The organism is Henriciella litoralis (assembly GCF_002088935.1).
In the GTDB taxonomy this organism is placed as follows: domain Bacteria; phylum Pseudomonadota; class Alphaproteobacteria; order Caulobacterales; family Hyphomonadaceae; genus Henriciella; species Henriciella litoralis.
Genome location: NZ_NCSS01000006.1, coordinates 1,200,800 through 1,220,850 on the forward strand (window position 1 = coordinate 1,200,800; position 20,051 = coordinate 1,220,850).

Annotated in this window: 13 protein-coding genes; 6 read left to right on the forward strand and 7 right to left on the reverse strand. The window is 57.0% G+C overall.

Annotation, left to right across the window (positions count from 1 at the left end; all coding sequences use genetic code 11):
- Positions 1–2 precede the first annotated feature (2 nt).
- Complete coding sequence (locus B8783_RS09335; protein ID WP_084419901.1) at positions 3–809, reverse strand: SDR family NAD(P)-dependent oxidoreductase; 807 nt, start codon at positions 807–809, stop codon at positions 3–5.
- Between the two features lie 104 nt (positions 810–913).
- Between B8783_RS09335 and B8783_RS09340 the strand changes: the two genes are divergently transcribed.
- The 4 genes from B8783_RS09340 to B8783_RS09355 all read left to right on the forward strand — a co-directional run bounded on the left by B8783_RS09340 (position 914) and on the right by B8783_RS09355 (position 5,383).
- Complete coding sequence (locus B8783_RS09340; RefSeq protein WP_084419902.1) at positions 914–1,864, forward strand: LysR substrate-binding domain-containing protein; 951 nt, start codon at positions 914–916, stop codon at positions 1,862–1,864.
- Positions 1,865–2,003: 139 nt separating this feature from the next.
- Entirely contained in the window at positions 2,004–3,023 is a 1,020-nt protein-coding gene (locus tag B8783_RS09345) for a zinc-dependent alcohol dehydrogenase family protein (protein WP_084422023.1), read from the forward strand.
- Positions 3,020–3,679, forward strand: a complete 660-nt coding sequence (locus tag B8783_RS09350; protein WP_084419903.1) for an alpha/beta hydrolase — start codon at positions 3,020–3,022, stop codon at positions 3,677–3,679. The genes B8783_RS09345 and B8783_RS09350 overlap by 4 nt, the downstream gene beginning before the upstream one ends.
- 165 nt (positions 3,680–3,844) lie before the next feature.
- Positions 3,845–5,383 carry an acyl-CoA synthetase gene (locus B8783_RS09355; protein WP_084419904.1) on the forward strand — a complete coding sequence of 513 codons (1,539 nt, stop codon included), beginning with the start codon at positions 3,845–3,847 and terminating at the stop codon, positions 5,381–5,383.
- A 27-nt stretch (positions 5,384–5,410) separates the two neighbouring features.
- Here the strand turns inward: B8783_RS09355 and B8783_RS09360 are convergent, their stop codons facing one another.
- The 3 genes from B8783_RS09360 to B8783_RS09370 all read right to left on the reverse strand — a co-directional run bounded on the left by B8783_RS09360 (position 5,411) and on the right by B8783_RS09370 (position 9,877).
- Positions 5,411–6,433 (reverse strand): zinc-binding dehydrogenase, encoded by a 1,023-nt coding sequence (locus tag B8783_RS09360; protein WP_233355731.1) that lies wholly within the window; start codon positions 6,431–6,433, stop codon positions 5,411–5,413.
- 92 nt (positions 6,434–6,525) lie between these two features.
- Positions 6,526–8,871 carry a TonB-dependent receptor gene (locus B8783_RS09365; RefSeq protein WP_169711763.1) on the reverse strand — a complete coding sequence of 782 codons (2,346 nt, stop codon included), beginning with the start codon at positions 8,869–8,871 and terminating at the stop codon, positions 6,526–6,528.
- Between the two features lie 193 nt (positions 8,872–9,064).
- Positions 9,065–9,877 carry an SDR family NAD(P)-dependent oxidoreductase gene (locus tag B8783_RS09370; RefSeq protein ID WP_084419906.1) on the reverse strand — a complete coding sequence of 271 codons (813 nt, stop codon included), beginning with the start codon at positions 9,875–9,877 and terminating at the stop codon, positions 9,065–9,067.
- 666 nt (positions 9,878–10,543) lie between these two features.
- On the opposite strand from B8783_RS09370, the gene B8783_RS09375 reads away from it, so the two are divergent.
- On the forward strand, positions 10,544–11,422 hold the full coding sequence (locus B8783_RS09375; RefSeq protein ID WP_233355732.1) for a MaoC/PaaZ C-terminal domain-containing protein: 879 nt from the start codon (positions 10,544–10,546) through the stop codon (positions 11,420–11,422).
- A gap of 101 nt (positions 11,423–11,523) precedes the next feature.
- On the opposite strand, the gene B8783_RS09380 is transcribed toward B8783_RS09375, so the two are convergent.
- Positions 11,524–12,132 carry a 2-hydroxychromene-2-carboxylate isomerase gene (locus B8783_RS09380; protein WP_084419907.1) on the reverse strand — a complete coding sequence of 203 codons (609 nt, stop codon included), beginning with the start codon at positions 12,130–12,132 and terminating at the stop codon, positions 11,524–11,526.
- A gap of 390 nt (positions 12,133–12,522) precedes the next feature.
- Here B8783_RS09380 and B8783_RS09385 point away from each other — a divergent pair, with 390 nt between their 5' ends.
- On the forward strand, positions 12,523–15,600 hold the full coding sequence (locus B8783_RS09385; protein ID WP_139792317.1) for a hypothetical protein: 3,078 nt from the start codon (positions 12,523–12,525) through the stop codon (positions 15,598–15,600).
- A 40-nt stretch (positions 15,601–15,640) separates the two neighbouring features.
- Here the strand turns inward: B8783_RS09385 and B8783_RS09390 are convergent, their stop codons facing one another.
- Entirely contained in the window at positions 15,641–16,219 is a 579-nt protein-coding gene (locus tag B8783_RS09390; protein ID WP_084419909.1) for a TetR/AcrR family transcriptional regulator, read from the reverse strand.
- Positions 16,220–16,615: 396 nt separating this feature from the next.
- Entirely contained in the window at positions 16,616–19,633 is a 3,018-nt protein-coding gene (locus B8783_RS09395; protein ID WP_084419910.1) for a TonB-dependent receptor domain-containing protein, read from the reverse strand.
- Positions 19,634–20,051 lie beyond the last annotated feature (418 nt).

A 20,051-nucleotide genomic window follows, 5' to 3' on the forward strand; every position in this document is an offset into this window, starting at 1 on the left:
CCTTATGCGGCGCTGACCAGTTCAAGTCCGCCGGTGACGCGGATGCATTGGCCTGTGACATAGCCCGCCAGATCGCTGACCAGAAATTCCACGACGCCTGTGATATCGTCGGCCTGGCCCAGGCGCCTCAGCGGGATCTTTGCCTCCTGTCCGCCAGTCGCGAGCTTTCGGGCTGCCGCCTGGCTCGCAACCCGCGGCGTCGCGATAAGGCCAGGGGCGACGCAATTGACGCGCACGCCATCTGGGCCGAGTTCCACTGCGAGCGATCTTGTAAATTTCTCGATCGCCGCCTTCGACGCAGCGTACATCGCAAAACGAGCCCCGGCATCGTCAACACTCACACCGACCGTCGAGATGTTTACGATCGCCCCGCCCTGTTTTCGAAGCGCTGGCGCGCATGCCTGGCACATATTCACCGCAGTATCGAAGTTGACCGAAAAAAGCTTGCGCCGGTCCTCTTCGCTGGAGGATGACGCCGAACTGTTCTCGATGGGCGTGATGGCGCCGCCCGCATTGTTGACGAGGATATCAATGCGCCCGAAATGCTTCTCAACCTTCTGGACAGCATCGAAGGCAGCTGCCCGATCCGACAGATCCGCCTCAATGGCGATACAATCCCGCCCAAGCTCAAGGATCTCGTCGCGAACCGTAGCAGCAGAAAGCTTTTCGCCGTAGCGGGCGGCAACGTTCAGGTCGATATCGAGAATGGCAATGTTCGCCCCGAGCTTGGCCAGCCGGAGGGCGTGGGAACGGCCCATGCCGCCTGCACCACCGGTGACGATGGCAAGCTTTCCTTCAAGTGAATTCATTATGACAACCTCGCAAACTTAGAACAATTATTCTAAGGGTCATCTAATTGCCATTCGAGTAATATTCTGCGCAAGTGAGGCTTCAGTTTTCTGGAAAGGTCGGGATGCGGTATAATCTCCCCCCTCTGAACGCGCTCAAGGCTTTCGAGGCGACGGGCCGGACGGGAAGTCTCAGCGCCGCCGCCCGCGAATTGCGGGTTTCGGTTGGCGCGGTGAGCCGGCACGTCGCGATTCTGGAGTCATACTTTGCCTGCGAACTGTTCGAACGCCGCCATGACGGCGTCCACCTTACCCAGTGGGGCAAACCGCTCCACGCCTCTGTGGCGACGGCTTTCGCGACGATGGATGCTGCTTGCCGGGACGTCGATTCTGGCGCCTCCCGCCCGATCCGCCTGCGGACCTTCACCAGCATGGCGACCGACTGGCTCACCCCAAGGCTGGGAGAGTTTCGCAAGTCCCATCCAGACCTGCCGATTCAATTGAAGCAGGCTTTCAGCGACATCAGTTTCGCGCTCGAGCCGCTCGACGCTGCTGTTTCAACCCAGACCATCCTGGAGAGCGGAATTCGTCAGGTCGAGATATTTCCGACCATCTTCACACCCGTTGTGGCGGCCAACCTCAAGACTGATTCAAACAGCAGCCTCCTCACCGGCCGGAACGCCCTCCCCCTGCTCTTCACCCGGCGAGAAATACCCTTCTGGGAAAAGCTGTATGACGCAATGGGACTCGGAGCCCCTGCGTTCGAACGCGGCCTTGAATTTGATAGCCTTAGCCTGACTTATCAGGCTGCACGGCGCGGCGCGGGAGTCGCGCTGGGCCTCCTGTTCTTTGTTGCCGACGACCTCGCCTCAGGCTCGCTTGTCCCCATTTCGAAGACCTGCCTGGATGTAGAGTTGCCGCAATATCTCTACATTCGCTCAGGACGAAAAAAGCATCCTGGCACCCAAGCGCTTACGGAGTGGATCCAGAGCGAGGCGAAAAAGACCAATGATGCGCTGAACGAATTGTTCGGCACAGTCCTTTCGCCGCCGGTCAAGACAATCGTCAGCCACTAATCTCTGAGGCCCTCGCCCATCAGATAGCGATGATCGACCCATGCCGCGTCGAAGCGCCCTTGCAATGCTCGCCATCAAATGTAAAACATTTGTTTTGAATGATTGGCGCCGCCATGGCGGCCAGAAGAGGATGCTTGAGATGAGAGTATGGGAAGTCCAGGACGCCTGGGGAATTGACAACATGCGGCTGGTCGAAAAGGACACGCCGAACGAGCCAGGCCCCGACGAAATTCTCATCAAGGTGCACGCCGCCTCGGTCAATTACCGCGACCTGGTCACGGTTGAAAACAAAACCCCATTCGGCGCCCTTCCCCAGATTCCGCTGTCGGATGCGGCCGGCGAAGTCGTAAAGGTCGGGGCCAATGTTGACAGATTTGCTGTTGGCGACCGTGTCTGCCCAAGCTTTTTCCCGAAATGGCAGGATGGCCCAGTCAGCAAGGCTGACCGCTCCGTCTCGCTTGGCTCGGCATCTGCCGCAGGCGTCCTTCAGGAATACGTCACCGTCCATCAGGAGGCTGCGTCGCACTTCAGCGATAGTCTGTCGTATCAGGAAGCCGCGACGCTTCCGTGCGCCGGCCTGACGGCATGGCGCGCACTTTCGGCAGAAGCGAAGCTGCAGAAGGATGACTGGCTTCTCGTTCAGGGAACAGGCGGCGTGTCGATCTTTGCCCTTCTCATCGGCAAGATGGTCGGCGCGCGCGTGATCGTCACGTCCTCATCAGACGAAAAGCTCGAACGTGCCGTTCAACTCGGCGCAGATGCCACGATCAACTACAAGAAAACGCCTGACTGGGGCAAAGAGGCGCTGGAAATTACCGGCGGCTCAGGTGTCGACGTCATTGTAGAAGTCGGCGGCGGCGGAACGATCAATCAGTCCATCGGCGCTGCGGCGGTCGGTGCCAGGGTCGTCATTATCGGCGTCCTTGGCGGACGCTCACAAGAACTGCTCATGCCGGCGATCTTCGGCAAGAACCTTTCCCTTCAGGGCATCTCTGTCGGCAACCGCCAGCAGTTCGAAGACCTCAATGCCGCTATTTCCAAGAACGGTCTCAAGCCGGTCATCGACGAGGTCTTTCCCTTTGAAAAAGCCGATGACGCCATCCGCCATCTCGAGAGCGGAAAGCACTTCGGCAAAATCGTGATCGACTTCGACCAATGACCCAGTCTGCAGGCTTCGAATACAGCGTCCACGGCGCGTCGGCGAATGAGGCGACAGCGAACATCGTTCTTCTTCATGGTCTCGGACATACAGAAACCATCGTTTATGACGACATCAAGGACGCCCTGCCCGCCGGCGGACGTATCTTCTCCCTACGGGCGCCTCATCCTTTCGGACAGGCGCCCGATAATGGGTTTGGGTGGTTCAATATCGAATTCAACGAGTCCGGCCCACCAAAGCCGGACCTTGAGCAGGAAGCGTCCAGCCGTCAGGCCATCGCAGATTTCCTGGACACGCTGGACTCGAGTCTTCCGCTTGTCCTGATCGGATTTGGGCAAGGCGGCGTGATGGCGGCCCATCTCTTCCTGCAGCATCCCGAAAAACTGCAAATGTGCATCGTGGCTTCGGGCCGCATCATGCCGCATCTGCTTGAAGCGTACCCACCGGGCGAGGCTCACCAGAAAGTTCCGCTCATCTTGGTCCATGGCGAAAGCGATCCGATCATTCCGATCGCAGCCGCGCAAGCAGCCGCCGAACAATTGGGCGCAGCCGGTGTAGGGCTGACACTTATGCCTCATCCAGGCGGACATGAATGGCCCGACGCCTTCAATGCGCCCGTGTCCACCGAAATCTCGACCGCGATACAAAATGGCTAGGGGTTTCAGCGATGCGCGGCTGAAGGGTCTGCCTCCAAAGCGTGACGCTGAACCGCTGATGCTTCTCGAATTGCCGACATCGGATCGGGGCAAAAACTTAGAATAACCACGCTTTGAACCGTGCCTTCAGGGCGCGATCAGAAACAAAAGAGAGGGATCCAGAAAATGCTTTTACACGTTCATAATCACGCGCAGGAAAAGCCTGACACGACCGCCTACAAGATGATGCCGAGCGGCGAGGTCGTGACTTTTGCAGATTTCGAGCAACGCTCAAACCAGTGCGCTCATTTGCTTCGCGAGTGCGGTCTCAAACGCGGCGACGTCATCGCCATCCTTCTGGAAAATCACCCACGCTATTTTGAGATCTCGCTCAGCGCGGAACGGTCAGGTCTATATTTCACTGGCATCTCCACACACCTCTCGGCCAAGGAGGCTGCCTACATCGTCGCCGACTCCGATGCCAAAGTTCTGTTCGCATCCCGAAAAACCTTGTCGGTGGCCCTGGAAGTCGCTGCAGGCCAGCCGGGACTCATCGTGTTTCTGGTCGATGGTTCGGCAGAAGGCGCACGTGACTATGTCGCGCAACGCGATGCACAGCCGGTAACCCCGATTCCCGACGAGAGTATGGGCGGTCCGATGCTGTATTCGTCTGGAACAACGGGACGCCCCAAAGGCGTGAAATTCGACCTTCCCGACACGCGTATCGATGAAATGGACCCCCTGACGCAGCTCTCACACAGTCGGTTCGGCTTTGAGAACGGCATGATCTATCTTTGCCCCGCCCCGATGTACCATGCGGCTGCCCTGCGCTGGAGCCTCAGCGTCATGAAACTTGGCGGCAGCGTCATCGTGATGGAAAAGTACGACCCCGAACTGGCGCTCGAACTTATCGAGAAGGAAAAAATCACGCACTCTCAGTGGGTGCCGACCCATTTCATCCGGATGCTGAAACTTCCAGAAGAACAGCGCACCCGGTACGATTTGTCGTCGCACAAAACCGCCCTTCACGCCGCTGCCCCCTGCCCTGTCGGGATCAAGGAGCAGATGCTCGAGTGGTGGGGACCAATGATCTACGAATACTATGCAGGCACCGAATTCAACGGAATGACCATTATCACGCCTGAAGAGTGGCTGGCGCACAAAGGCTCAGTCGGTCAGGCGAAATTCGGCATCCTGCATATCCTGTCGGAAGATGGTGAGGAGCTACCACCTCGCAAAGAGGGGGCCATCTTCTTCGAGGGTGGAAACCAGTTCAGGTACCACAAGGACGACGCGAAGACTGCCGGCTCATACAATGACAAAGGCTGGAGCACACTGGGCGACATCGGCTGGGTGGACGAAGATGGCTATCTCTATCTCACCGACCGCAAGAGCTTCATGATCATTTCCGGTGGCGTGAACATCTATCCTCAGGAGATCGAGGACGTCATCGTCACACATCCAAAGGTCGCGGACGTTGCTGTCATTGGTGCGCCAGACCCTGATCTGGGTGAGCGCCTCGTCGCGGTCGTCCAGCCGCTCGACATGTCGGATGCCGGTGAAGATCTCGCTGCCGATATCCAGGAACATGTCCTGCAGCATCTCGGCAAGATCAAGCTCCCACGGCAGATCGACTTTCTTGAAGCGCTGCCGCGCCTGCCAACCGGCAAGCTCTTTAAGCGGCAGCTGCGCGACGAATACTGGAAGGACACGAAGGGCGCCTAGTCGGGCGCCCCTCATTCCATACCGGCCCTAGATAGTAACCAGTACTTTGCCAAAGCGATCGGCCGCCTCAAGGCGGTCGTACGCATCGCCGATCTGGTCCAGGGTGAATCGGCTGTCGATGACAGGCTTAAGACCCGTATTTGCGACCATGGCCAGCAAATTCCGGCACTCCTCATAGTTCGCACCTGTCGACCCATAAAGATCAAGTTGCCGGATAAACATGCGCTGCAACTCAACTGGCGGATTTCCACCTGTCGTCGCGCCGCACGTCACGATACGTCCGCCGCGACGCAGCGAGCGCAGGGATTCTCCCCAGCTTGCCTCACCGACACTATCGATCACCATATCGACACCGACACCGTCAGTTAGCTCGAGAATGCCCTTGCTGACATGGTCGGTCTTGTAGTTCACGCCCGCATCAGCGCCGATCGCCTTGGCTTGCTCCAGCTTCTTCTCGCTCGACGACGTCACCAGCACGCGAGCGCCGATCAGCTTCGCAAGCTGGATGCACGCGGTCGACACGCCTCCGCCGGCGCCAACGACGAGGACGCTCTCACCCGGTTGCAGGGCGCGCTTCCCGAAGAGCATCCGATAGGCGGTGTTGTAGGCGGCCGGCAGCACGCCGGCATCTTCAAAATTAATTTCCTCCGGCAGCGGCACGAAGCAGCGCTCGGGCAGGGAAATGTACTCGGCAAACGACCCATCGCGATGTTCACCGGCGATTTTCAGGTCCACGCAAAGGGGTTGCTCCCCGTCGAGACAATAGCGGCATTTCTGACAGAACACGGAAGAATAGATCATGACCCGCTGGCCGCGCTGAAAATGGCTGCCGGGATCGCACTCCTCGATTTCGCCGACACCATCGACGCCAAGAATGAGTGGCAGTTCATGCGTGATGCCCTGGCCATTGTCGCGCATGTAGGCATCAACCCGGTTCAACGAACTTGCCTTGACCTTCACCAGGGCTTCGCCTGGCTTTCGCTCTGGATCCGGAACCGTCTGGACCTTCAGGCCGTCGGCGCCGCGTTTTTCAAGAACTGCTGCTTTCATCATCTTTTCCTTATGCATGTCTGAAAAAAAAGCACCGGAGACAGCATCTGCCACCTCCGGTGCCCACTTCAAGTTTGGGGAGGATTCACTGCCTATTGAGGATGATAGGTCAGGCGGAGCATCAGCTGACGACCGCGGTTCACTGTTGATGCGATGTCAGACAGCGTCGTGTCGCTGCCGGTCACCGGCACCTGATAGGAGCTCGACACCCAATACTCATCCGACAGATTGCGTCCGATGAAAGCGAGTTCCCAGACACGGTCCTTATCCATAAGGGCAAAGCCGGCATCTACAGAAACATAGCCTTCCTCCTGGGAATTCGGAATGACATCAGAATTGCCTTCATACTCGCTGCTATACTGAAGCCCTGCATTGATGCGGTAATCGAGCGCTGTGCTCAGCGACCCTTCATAGACGCCCGAAAGCGCTGCGCTCCATTCCGGAGCCCGTGGCAGACGTTCGCCGGTCAGGTCGCTGGTATCTGTCGCAATATCGCAACCAAGAGCAGCGGTCTGTCCATTGTAACAGGCCGGGCTGTATTCGTCGTAGGTCGCATCGTTATAGGCAACTGCACCGTTGAGCGAAAAGCCTTCTATGCTGGCTGGGCGATAGTCAAAATCCATCTCAACGCCCTGGGTCGTCGCAGCGCCGACATTGCTGATGATGTTGGCAACCAGGACAGAGTCAAAGCTGCTGAGCTGGAGGTCGGTATACTCGAATTTGTATGCCGCCGCCGAAACGCGCAGCGACTGATCGAGCAGATAGGCCTTTGCGCCGATCTCGAACCCTTCGGCCTGCTCTTCCTTGAAAGAGTTGTCGATGACCGTACCAGCCGTCAGAGCAGCGGGAATTGCCACGTGCTCAGTCTGGAAGCCGCCCGACTTGTAGGCTTCCTTATATGCAACATAAATATTGGAATTGGCCGTCAGCGCATAGGAGAGCGTCACTTCCGGAGACCAGTTCTTGAAATTGATCTCTTTAGGATACAGGCCCTCAAACTGGCCGGTGCCAATTTTCTGCTGTTTGGTCTCTTCCGTGTAGCGGACACCGCCGGACAAGCTGAGTTGATCGGTGATATCGAAGCCAAGCTGTACGAATGGCGAAAGGGTATCGCCTGTAATACGGAAGTCGGCTTTCGGACGCAGCGCACCGATGAGCGTCGATTGATCTTCGGTATACTCGGTGTCCTGCAGGAACACGCCCAACATCCAGTTGAAACGGTTCGACGCATCGTTCGAGAGTCGGAACTCCTGAGAATAGGCCGTATTTTCGATGCTGGTCGCAAAACCAATAAATGGTATCGGCCCGTTCGAAATGTGGTCGGCTGCATCTAGATTGAGGTTGTAGAAACCTGTGATCGAGTTCAGCTCGATATCATCGGTCACCTGATAAGATGCATCAGCGACCAGGACCTGTTGTTCGGTTTTCGTGTATGCAACGCCATCGGCTGGAAAGCGCGGATCGACCGCATGCCAGCTTTTCGGCAAGCCACCCTGCGTTGTCACATTATTGAGCTTGCAGTCCTGGCCGGACCAGCCGAACGGCCCCTGCGCCTGACCTTGCGGGCAGTAAATACGCTGGGACAGCATGTAGTTTCCATCTGCCTCGGTGCTGCCGTAGCTACCAATAAGCTTCAGAAGAAAATTTGAGCTCGGCTCTATGTAGAGGCTGCCTTTGGCAAGAAACTCTTCCGTTGCAGGTCCCTTATCGCTTTTTGGAGGGACCGAGCCGGGAACCACAGAGGGAGGCGGAACTTCATTGTCCAGCCAGCCTTCGCTATCGGAATAACGAACCGCAAGCCGCCCTAGCACGCCTTCAGTCAGCGGGCCGGAAACATAGGCTTCTCCAGCAATTTGTTCCGCCTCGAATTCATATTCCGTACGGAGACGGTAATCGAATTCTTCTGTCGGCGCCGCCGAAACCAGAGAGACGATGCCGCCAGTGGCGTTCTTGCCGAAGAACAAAGCCTGCGGCCCCTTCAGCACTTCAACCTGGCCGAGGTCAAACTGACCGAGCTTGATAATGCCTGCATAGGAGACTGGAACGCCGTCGACATTGACGGTGACGGCCTGATCGACAGACGACGTTGATGTCGCGCTGGAAATACCCCGCATCGCAAGGTTACCCCCGCCGCCGATGGTGTTTTCAGCAATACGCAGTTCAGGAATGGCTGTTGAGATCTCAGTCAGGGTGTTGAGGCCTCTGCGCTCAATATCGACGGACGGCAGAGCGGAAATCGCAACCGGCACGTCAATCTCGCGCTCGTCGCGCTTACGTGCGCTCACATAAACGACACCAAGTTTCCTTGCGTCGTCTTCGTCCTGCTGAACAACGTCGGCTGTGCCGCCGTCTGATGTCAGCTCAACCTCTTGCGCCGCCGCGACAAGGTCAGACGCAACAAAGCCGATTGCCAGCGCCGAAACGGCGGACCTGGACATACTAATTCTGTTAAAAAGTTTCATCTTCTAACTTCCTCCCAAGAAGCTCATTATTTTAGAATTGGCGTTTTAATAGGCAGGCCTCGCCGCAACAATAGTGCACCTGTTTCAAACAAACGTTTTTTCTCAAATGTTGCGAAAAATCGATATATGCACGGCTTGTGAGGCCCATCGGCGCGAGGGAATGCAAACCTCAGCCCTTGGCTGGATCCCACGCCCAGTACTTGGAGACAGCACCGGCATCCACCCGCAAATCCGTACCAGTGATCATTGCCGAATCGTCCGAGGCGAGGAACACGGCTGCCTTGCCGTAATCACTTGGCTTCGGCAGCTTTTTCATCGGGACGTGATCGGAGAACGCCGCCATCAGCGCCTCCATAGCCGGATCGGCCGAGACGTTGCGGCCCCACCGACGCGCCCGCTCAATCGACTCTGAAGGGTCGGTGGCTGTCGGCGTCAACGAGTTCACCCGGATCCCCCTGGAGGCAAGCTCCATGGCGACGGAATTGGTGAAATTCATCAGCCCCATTTTCGAGGTCGAATAGGCGACATTGCCAGGTTGCCCCTGATGGCCCGCCGTGGAGATAATGTTTATAATGCAACCGGGTCGCGCCCCGTCGATCATTGAGTGCGCCACATATTTGGTGAACAGGAAGGCCCCGTCGAGAATAACGCCGGTCTGCGCCTGCCATTCGCCATAGCTCATGTCGAGCACGCCCTTCTGATTAAAGAAGGCCGCATTGTTGACGAGAATATCTATCGCCCCAAAATGCGCCACAGCCCGAGCCACCGTCTCGGTAACCTGAGCCTCGTCAGTCACATCACACTGGATTGCCAGCGCCTCACCACCGTTCGAATTGATATAGTTCGCGCAATCTTCCGCATTCGGTAAGTTGGCGTCGACCGCCACGATTCGCGCGCCCGCGGCCCACAATTCCTCGACGATCCCGCCCCCAATATTAGGGCTGACACCCGTTACAAGCGCGACTTTACCTGACAGTTTCATGCGGCTTCCTCAGTTTCTAATCGGCGCTCTTCAGGCCCGAGCTTCATTTGCACGCTGACTGACAAGCCAGATATGGCCCTACACTCGCACGCAAATCAGAGCACCATTTTAGTACATTCATTTTCATTTCGGTCAACGAACACCAAGCTACAGAGCAGTCGGCGTATCGTCCGACCATAAAAAAAAGGCGCCCACCAATATCAGCCAGAAGCCAAAGTGGCGGGCGCTCAGTTCAAACCCAGGTCGCCCGGAGGTGGCGACAAGAGCGGTCGGAAATCAGCAAGCAGCTGCAAGCAAACGCCAAAACGCACCAAAGCGCACATCAGCAATCTCCGCACGCGGTCCATATAGAATGCTTGTTTTAATTTGGCCACATGAACTTAGTTTCATTCTGCAATTTTTCTCATATTTTGGGATTTTTATAATCATCGCCCCCATGCCGGGCAGACTGAAACGACTTAGCGAGCGTCTAATTTGCAGTTGCTGATGCTCAGAGGCACAATTTCACCTACCTCATCGCCGGAAGCCCCGATGCAGCCGGCACAACAACCGCTCATCTAAAGCGAATGTTTTGATTTTTCCATGATTGCCATCTATTGGAAATAGCAATGCACCAGAATTGCGCGCGCGATCAGGCGCCGTAGCGACACAGGGAGATGAATTGACGTGACATTTGAAAGAGACCCTTCCCTGCCCGAAATCCGCTACGACCGGGTGATGTCGCTCACCAAGCCAGCGGAACATCAGTGGACCGAAAAAGATGCGATGCTTTACGCGCTCGGGATTGGCCTTGGGCAAGATCCACTCGACCAGAACGAACTTCCCTTCGTTTATGAAGCGCAATTGAAGGCATTTCCCACTTTCCCTGTCGTCGTCGGCTTCGATGGGGGCGCTATGGAAGATATCGGCATAGACTACAGATACGTTCTGCACGGCGAACACGCCGTAACGCTGCATCGCCCCTTCCCGTCGAGCGGCCAAGCTTCCGCGATCAGCCGAATGGTCGGCGCATGGGACAAGGGCGCAGGCAAGGGAGCCGTGTTTTCCGAGGAGAAAGTGATCACCCTCAAAGGCGAATCGGCCCCCCTCGTCACCCTACGGAAGACCAGTTTTGCCCGGGCAGAGGGCGGTTTCGGCGGCCCTCGTGAGGGGCAACCTGCGCCCCATGCCGCTCCCGATCGCGCGCCTGACCGGACAGTCCGCATCGCCACAACGCCGAACCAGGCTTTGCTCTATCGCTTATCTGGTGACCTGAATCCTCTTCACGCCGATCCGGCCACGGCGACGGCCGCGGGCTTTCCACGCCCGATCCTTCACGGGCTCTGCAGTTTTGCAATCTGCTGCCGCGCCGTTCTTGCTGAGTATGGCAACTTTGACCCCAGTCGTATCGCCCATCACGAAGTCCGCTTTTCGGCCCCGGTGTATCCCGGCGAAACGCTGACCATCGACCTCTGGAAAGATGGCGACACGGTTTCGTTCGAAGCGCGGATAGAAGATCGCGGCGTTGTCGCGGTCCGCAATGGCAAGACTCTGCTGCGGAATTGAGCAACCGTCGCCCAGGCAATCCTGGGCGAGATGGTATGCGGGCCTATTGGGGCGCAGAGCTGGCTACACTGCCCCTCCCCCCAATTTATAAGCTCGGCTGATTAGCCCTTGCTCAGCGCCTGTTTCACTAGAGGCAGCTGGTCATTGCCGAAATAAATGTCGCTCCCGTTCACAAAGAGCGTTGGAGATCCAAACCCGCCCCGGTCGATCACTTCCTGCGTATTCTGCCTGAGCTTCAACTTGATCGGATCTGATCCCGCCTGCCGCGCAAGATCCTGGCCATCAAACCCGCAAGAGGCCGCGATCTCAATCAGGACGTCCGGGTCATCAAGGTTGCGCTCTTCGCTAAAATACGCGTCGAACGCGGCGCTCGCAAAGCGGAATAGATCATCCTGCCGCTCTTCCAGTACACAGCAAAAACGCATGGCGTGAACTGATCTTACCGGGTGGTGCTCTGACGGGAATTTCATCGGAAGGCCAGCCAGCTCCGCCCAATCCTGCAGCCACTTGTTCGAGTGACGGATCTTTGGATTGTCCGGGTCTGCACGCCCTTCATAAACTGACTTGTTCACCGCATTGAACACGCCGCCGACAAGAAAGGGGCGCCAGGTCACAGTGCTGCCCGTCTCCCGGAGAATGGGCTGTACGTTGTGAAACGCGAGCCGTGTCCACGGAGAAGACAGGTCAAAAAAGAATTCCAGGTGAGCCATCAGTTTTCCTTTTTCTCAATGCGGCACGCGATGCGTGCCACAACGGAATCATCTCGTGGCGAGGGGTTGATGTGAAACCAGCCAAGCGCCGTCTCGAACCTTATCGGCGGGCGCCCTGATATCACGGAATGCACCCCCGCGACATGTGGGGCTGCTGGCAAGACATCTCATTTTTCTCAATTAGCGCGCTGCGGCGCACCTATCGGCTGTTTCATATTTTGATCGCACATAACGACCAGCCACCACTTGGACGAAGCCGCAAAAGAAGTCGTTTTTTACTTGCCTGTTTCTCGTTCTTTGTAATTATCGGGGCTGACGGACCCCTTCTTCCTGACGGCGGGACTGTCAGGGGTCGGGGCGTCATTCATGCCAGTGCATGGACTGCGCCTCATGAGTTGGCCGCTTGTTTGCGGCAGTTACGCGGCCAGCCGTGCTGGCGCATGGTGGGGACATTCCATGCAAGGTCTTTGTGTCGGCAGCTATCGCTGTCTGTTTCTCTCGTTTTTCGTTTCGATGTTCATGTTTGCCGGCACGGCCACCGCGCAAGCCAAGCCACAGGACGTCTGGTACAACTGCAAGGTCGAAAGCGATCTGGTCGTGTATTTTTCAGAGACCGTCCAGGGTCCAGACTTTGCCAGCAATGAGAGCATGGCCGCAGACTTCATGCGAAAGGTGCTGTCGCTGGACCGCGTGCACTATCCGCTGCCGGAAGATGGCAACTACACGGCATCCTGCAATTCCAGCACCGACCAGGTGGCGATGCTGATGGGATCTCTCGACGCGCGCGATGCGACCACCAGCCGAGGCGCGGCCTTCCGCACCGTACTCGACTGGATGCCGGAGCCTAAGGAAGAAGAAGAGAAAAAACCGTTCGATATCGAGGACTGGTCCCCCAAGCCGGTGGATCGCCGCGTACAGACCGGAGAACTCGTTTCCTGCACCAATAACAGTTCCGCCTCCCCTTTGATCGAATTCGCCTTCAGCGCGCCCGTCGATGAAGACAGCGTACCCGGAAATGTGTCGCTCGCCATTAAGGAGGGCGGAAACTGGCAACCGGTTGATGCCGAATTCCAGGCCGACGCCTCCACCATCCGGATCCGCCAAGGCATCACCCTCGAACCCGGGCGCAAGTATCGCGCAAAGCTGACAGGTGGCCGGGACGGGGTGCGTGGACGCAACCCTATGGAATTCCTGACCGACGGCATGGAATTTGAGTTCCAGACCGCGCCGGCAGCCGATGATGCTGCATTCGAGGAGATGCTCGAAGACCGCGTCGACCTTGGCCTCTATCAGGTCGCCCGAAACGCCCCGCTCGTGCCAAAGAAGCCGACTTTCGGCCTCACCCGGGCGCCATGGTCTCTGCCCAAGGGGGCCGACGGCGAGGATTTTGTCAAAAGCTTCTGCGTCGACGCCCTCGTGGAAACCGCGGATAACGGTCCTGATCTTGCCTTTCCCGAAGCGACAGGGCTGCTTTACCGCGAAGATGTGGTCACCGCCGATATGCGCCGCAATGGCGACGATCGCGTGCGGAACCAGAACTGGTCGCCGTCCGTATCGGGCTCATCGTCCGAGCGCCGGTTTGGTGTGAAACTTACGCTCACCAATTATACCAGTGCTAACGCAACCTCTGCGCCGCCGGACGTCCATCATCCGATGGAAGAAGATGTAAAAATTCTGGCAAAGGACGCGCCTGCAACCATCAATCTTTTCCAGGGATATATCCGGCCTTCCGATGCAATGAGCGCGTCGCCCTTCTTCTATAAATACCGGGACACGGTGCCGCAGAAAAAGACCCACAATGACTTCCTCGCCTACGTAAATGACAAGACCACGCTCATCATCAACGATGCGATGCGGCTGCATCCGTTTTCTGAGGTCAGCGTCAACATCAAAGGCGCGTTCGACGTACCGGTTTCAGTACCCGAACATTGGTTCGTCCAGGTTGGCATACTCAGGCAACCGTGGATCGCTGAGTGGGCAGACGGCTACATCAACAATCAGGCTCTTCGTGTGCTCCGGACGCAGATCGTACCACGATGCAAAGGCCTTGACTGGTGCGCTGGCGTCATGCCGTTTTCCGGTGGGGGCGCCCAAGCGCTCAGAAATGAAGCGACCGGCTCTCGCGGCTTCATTTTCTATTCCGACGCCGTTGACCCGAATAAGCCTGCCAGCGAGCGCAAGACGGCTGCGGCAAAGCTCTCCACCGGGATTGCACATGAGCTTGGCCATACAATTGGTCTGGCGCATTCGCCCTATGTTTCAACAAATGCTGATTATGACGTCCTGCGAAGCTACCGGGCGGCGGGTCCGATCCGCTGGCCGGGTGTGGATGCCGTCTCACTGATGTCGGATGGCAAGCTGAACATGCATCATACCGAATATGGCAGTTCCCAGTCGAAAGAGCTGGTCCCGTTGATGTGGCCGATCGCGCCCGACACCTGGGAAGCGACGATGCCGACCGACCAGTATCTTCAGGCGATCAAGACGATTGAGGATCCGCTTAACAAGGACCCGAAATTCTACAATCCGCAGCGCTATGGCGCAGGAAGCTCAAGCAACTACATTCAGAAATACAAAGTGCGCCCCAACCGCGTGGCCTTCTCATCCTTGGGCTTTACCACTGACGTTCCGGCTCATTTTGATTTCCGGGCCAGGCCCGATAAGGATGAAGCCGTATTGGATGGCGTGGTCATCGATCTGACGTTGACTGAGATCAAAGGTGAAGTCTCTATTCCGTCCTATGCCCTTATGTCCAAGGCAAGCGGCGGCGCCGGTAGTTCGACGCCTTCTGCGCCCGCCAATGCGCATCTGCTCAAGATCACCCTGACCGACGTCGATGGCGAAGCGCTTGCTTCGCGTGAGGTCGCGGTGCTTCCGTTTACGCCGGCGGGTAAACCCTTTGGCTTCGCCGAAGCCACGCTATTTCTGCCGGTCTCTGATCAAGATGCGATTGCCACTATTACAGTGACCAATCAGGCGAATGATGTGTTGCTAACCCAGAGCGTGGCATCTGTGACGGATCGACCGGCCCCCACCAGCACAGTGGCCGAAGACGGATCGATCCTGCTGGGCTGGGAGGCACTGGAGCCGGGTGAGACGGCGGAGATCCTTCTCGATACCGGCGATGGTGACGCCCGGCTTATCGGTCTGTCCATGGAAAGCGAAGACTACACGATCAGCCCAGAGTTGATAGACGGCGCGAATGAGAGTGATCTGGTTGTGCGGTTCAGCAATGGCCTGTCTTCAGTGTCCCACCGAGCGCAAAGCGGGGCAGCCCCGTCTCGCGTCCAGAAGCCTGTTAAAGCGGACGGAAGTTGCAGGGGTGAGATAGATGCCATCATCGCAGCGCAGGTCGCGCCACTGAAACCGAACATGCAGAAGCAGATGACGGCGATCCTGAAGGCGCAATATGAGGGCGTCAGCGAGGAGCAGTTGTGCGAGATCCGCGATAATATACTCGGCCATTAGCGCACGATCCGTCTCAGCGACAAGGCTGGCGTAATCGCACTCAGCCCTTCTTGAGCAGGGTTTCGGTCAGATTATCCTTGTAGCTCGACAGGAGCTGCATGCTTTTCGTGGCGGCCGTAAAGTCGCCTGAATACATGTACTCCAGCAGCAAGCCACGCATCGCCGCGACGTGCAGGTGCACCATGGATATTATGGTGTCCCTGTCTGTGATGCCGATTGCTTTTGCCGTCGCCCAGACACCCTCTTTCTGCCGCGTCTGAAGGTTCTCGATGAATGAGGGAAACGTCTTTTTGAGATCGGGATCGCTGCGGGCGCCCATCATGATTTCCAGCAGCGCGATGGCTTCCGGCTTCATCATCGCCTCCCAGGTCGCCATGGTGATCGCGTCGAAAAGGTCTCGTCCCGGTTTTGCATCCGCGAGCCTGTTTGCCACCACCCTGTTCTGCTGGAGCACCGCGTTTTCGGCGACGGCGATCAAGAGATCAGTGCGGGTCGGAAAATGGTGCAGAAAGGCACCGCGGCTCACGCCAGCCTTGTCGGTGATCCGCTGCATTGTCGTGCCACCAAAGCCAAATTCGCCAAGACACAACGTGGCCGCCTCAATCAGCTTGCGGCGCATGATTGCGGTCCGCTTCGCATGAGGCCCCCTGGTCACCGGTTTTGAATTTTCAGAGTCGCTTTGGGCCGGCTTGTTCGGCTCAGGGCCTGATGTCGACGATTTAGGCAATGCAGCCTCCGATCTTGATGGCCCAGTGCCGGACGGGTCCTACAGCCTTGTAGATATGGCCACAAATGACCGTATAGGCGGCCTCATTTTCGCACATCAAGCATCCAAATTGGCGCATGCCTGTATTTTGGCCCATCAGCCCTATGAAAAAGGGGGGAAGCACCAGCCAAAGGGAGGTTCGACCGGTACTTCCCCAATAGGGGGCACGGACAGCAGGCAAACTTACTAAAAGCCGTGACCCCAAGTTTGACGGCGCCGGATTGTTTATCCAGCGCCGTCTCCAAGGTTCTAGAAAGTCGCCTTGATACCAAGCTCGAACGTGCGCTTGAGCGGGTTCGCAATCCGAGGATCGTAACCGAACTCGGTGTAGACGAATGGCGGATCCTCATCGAAGATGTTCGACACGGTCCCCGTCAGACGAAGATTTTCATTGAACTCGTAGACATAGGTCACATCGACCATGAATGAGCTGTCGACCTTGCCATAATCGATCGGGTCGAATGGTGTGGTCGTACCAGGCTGGTAACCGCTAGCCTGCAGTGGGCCATTCGCAAATCTGGCGTCGTCGAGGCTCGACACATAACGTCCTGTAAGGCGGACATTGTGACTATCACGATTATAATTGACGAAGCCGTTTGCTCGCCATTTTGGCGATGCAAATCCGATAGACGAGAAGTTCAGACCGCCGAGAAAATCCGCAGCTGGCGCCACCTCAACACCGTCCAGCAGCGTGGCTGACGCTTCCTGCTCGGTGACCCGAGTTGCCGTCAGACCGAACGCAAGGTCTGCGCTGCCAACCGGCATTCGGTAGTTCATCTGAAAGTCAAAGCCTGCTGTTGAGCGATCCGGGCCGTTACCAAAGTCGGTCTGCACGCTGTTTAAGTCCGCAGCGGTCGTCACGCCCTGGACACAGGTCCCATTATTGTTCGTGGTTGGGCTCGCATTGAGTGACACACGTCCAAGGAACGGGCTGGAACAATCTGCAAGACCACCCGCTCCGCTGAAGAAGGCCGACGCAATCTGGCTATGGGACGCAAGCTCGTCGATCTCACCTTCAATCTCGATATCGAAGTAGTCGATGATGAGCGAGAAGTCGTGATCGGACGCAAAGCCTCGGCTCTTCCAGATCGCACCCACGTTCCAGGATGTTGCCTCTTCAGGTTGCACATCGCTGCGCGTGCGCGTGGTGCCACCAAGCCAGTTGCCGCCCGCGACGGCGTAGGACCGCACGACCTGATTGACTTCGCCAGGGCTTAGTCCGGCAGGCGGCGCCGTGAAGTTAGTGCCGTAGGATCCGCGAAGGGAGAACGGGCCAACCACGTCCCACTTGCCGGAGATCTTGTAGACCGTCGCCCCCAGGTCACCAGAGAACTCTTCGCGTCGGGCAGCAGCCTGAACATTCAGATTATCAAGGATCGGCAGCGCGACTTCCCCGAAGAAAGAATAGCTTTGCTGGTCCAGATTGTCTGGCTCATTGACACCGCGGAAGCCAAATGGCCCCTGTCCGAACTCACCCGGACAGTTCAGAGTACCAGGGTAAGGACAAGGCGTTGCACCATTGTAGAGGTCGCTCGGAATGACATCACGGATTTCGATCGTACGTGCCTGGCCGCCAAGCGCCCAGCCGATCTCGCCACCCGGTAAATTGATGCCGGTCGTGCCATTGAAAACGAGATCATAGGTCAGGCTCTGGGTGAGCGTCTCCACGATCAGCGGATCAAACAGCCAGCGCGACAATTCATCTGAGTTTTCAGTCCCCGGAATATAGTTCGGGTTGGTCGCACCCGTTTCAGGGTTGCCGGCATAGGACGACGAGAACGGATTGAAGAACTCACAACCGCCCGTGCCCTCAAGACCAGGCGCCTGCACGCCAGGGGTCAGAGGATCCTGATCGGCAACGCTACAGTTTGGTCCGCCAAAACCATTCAGCGCGTCCTGCAGTCGGAAGCCGACATAGTCTGCATCCTGATAATAGGTCTGTGCGCCATTGTAGGTGACTGCAAAGTCATAGCCGACATTCTGGAAAGGTCCGCCGAAGTCGCCCAGCTCACCATCGATACCGGCCGTCACATGCCAGACCTGATAATCGATATCAGCAGCGTTGGAGTTGCCCTCTCCATTGCCCATAGCCGGATTACCCTGGTGGGCAAATGGCCGGAAAACAATGATGTCGTAATAGTCCGTAAGGCCAGCAAGGGCGAACCCGTTACGTGCGGCAAACTCCTGAGTGTAGGGGTTTGTCGACGGAACACGATACTGATAGGTCGCGCCTGTTGAAGGGTCTGGTCCTCGCAAAGCAGGCTGGGATGGCGAATTGAACTGGTTCGGTGCCTTGACCTGGCCATAGGCCGCCTCAGCCCGGAAGTTCATCTTGTCATTCACCCGCGCATTGATCTGCGAGTAAATGCGATAGATGTCCTGCTCTTCCACCAGATTGTAGAACGGCGCATAGTTGTAAGAACAATATGTGGGGACGCCTGTGATGAATACGCCGCCCTGTTGTTCACAACCGCTCTGATCGAAGTCGCGCAGCAGGCCAAGCGTGCCGAACGTATTGCTCCTTGCAACATAGTTGGCCAGGTTGGTCAGAGGCGACCATGGCAGAGGATTATCCGCGTAGGACAGGCTCGAGAAATCGCGTTCTTCCGTTTCGAGACGCGAGCGATGTTCCCACTCGGCAGAGACGAGGAAGTTGACATCGCCCTCACCGAAACCGGCCATCACGCCAAGATCGAAGTCGCCATCAGAGCCATCAATGATGGTGTAGTTACCCTGAGCCTCATAGCCGACAAAATCATCGCGCGTGATGAAGTTGACGACACCGCCGACCGCATCAGCACCGTAGATAACAGCAGCGCCATCTTTCAGGACTTCCGTGCGCGCAACAGCGATCCCCGGAATATTGGAGAGGTTCTCGCTCATGCGCCGACCGTTCAGGAGCGTCAGCGTCTTGTCAGCGCCAATGCCGCGAAGGTTGAATGAGGGCGAGCCAAGCAGTGGACCACCACCGAAATAGTTGGATTCACCATTGGTCGGGCCAGAAATCGTCAGGTCCTTAGCGAATTTAAGCGCGGTCGGAGAGCCTTCGAGCGCGAGCTCTTCGGCGGTAAACACTTCAACCGGAAGCGCGGCGTCTTCCGGCGTACCCCGGATTGCGGAGCCGGTGACCACGACCGTCGATTGACGGGCTTCATCTTCCTCAACGCCAGCATTCAGCGTTTCCAGAGCGTCTTCCTGCGCGAACGCCGAAACAGGTATCGCCAGCACAAGCGCCGCCAGTGAGGCGGTTGCCATTACGTTTCTCATTTTTTCCTCCCTTGACCGTGGTCTGCGTCCGCAGATCTCACGCACTTCAGTTCATCTACAGTCTTCTTGGACGGCAAATACACGCATGTTTTTCCGCCTTTCGCAAGGGCAGAGGGAGACGTTTTTTTCTTTTATGATCAGAGGTTTATAGAGCCACAGGGCATGCGTTTCAGCCATAGAAAAAGGGCCCGGCAAGGCAATCCCTGCCGACCCGAAGATCGATGCGACAGTTTCAGTCGCCTATGTCCGAATTCCCCCTCAGCGCTCCCCTAAAACCTGAATAAAATTAGCAGACTAGCGTTTCCTACGTCCGCCTCCTGAGTTTTCTCGGCCAGGAGGCCAAATCGTCAATTGCGAAACAGTAATCGTTCTTTATCAGTGCTTTTGTCAATCCTTTTCCGAATGGCAAATCTCTAAT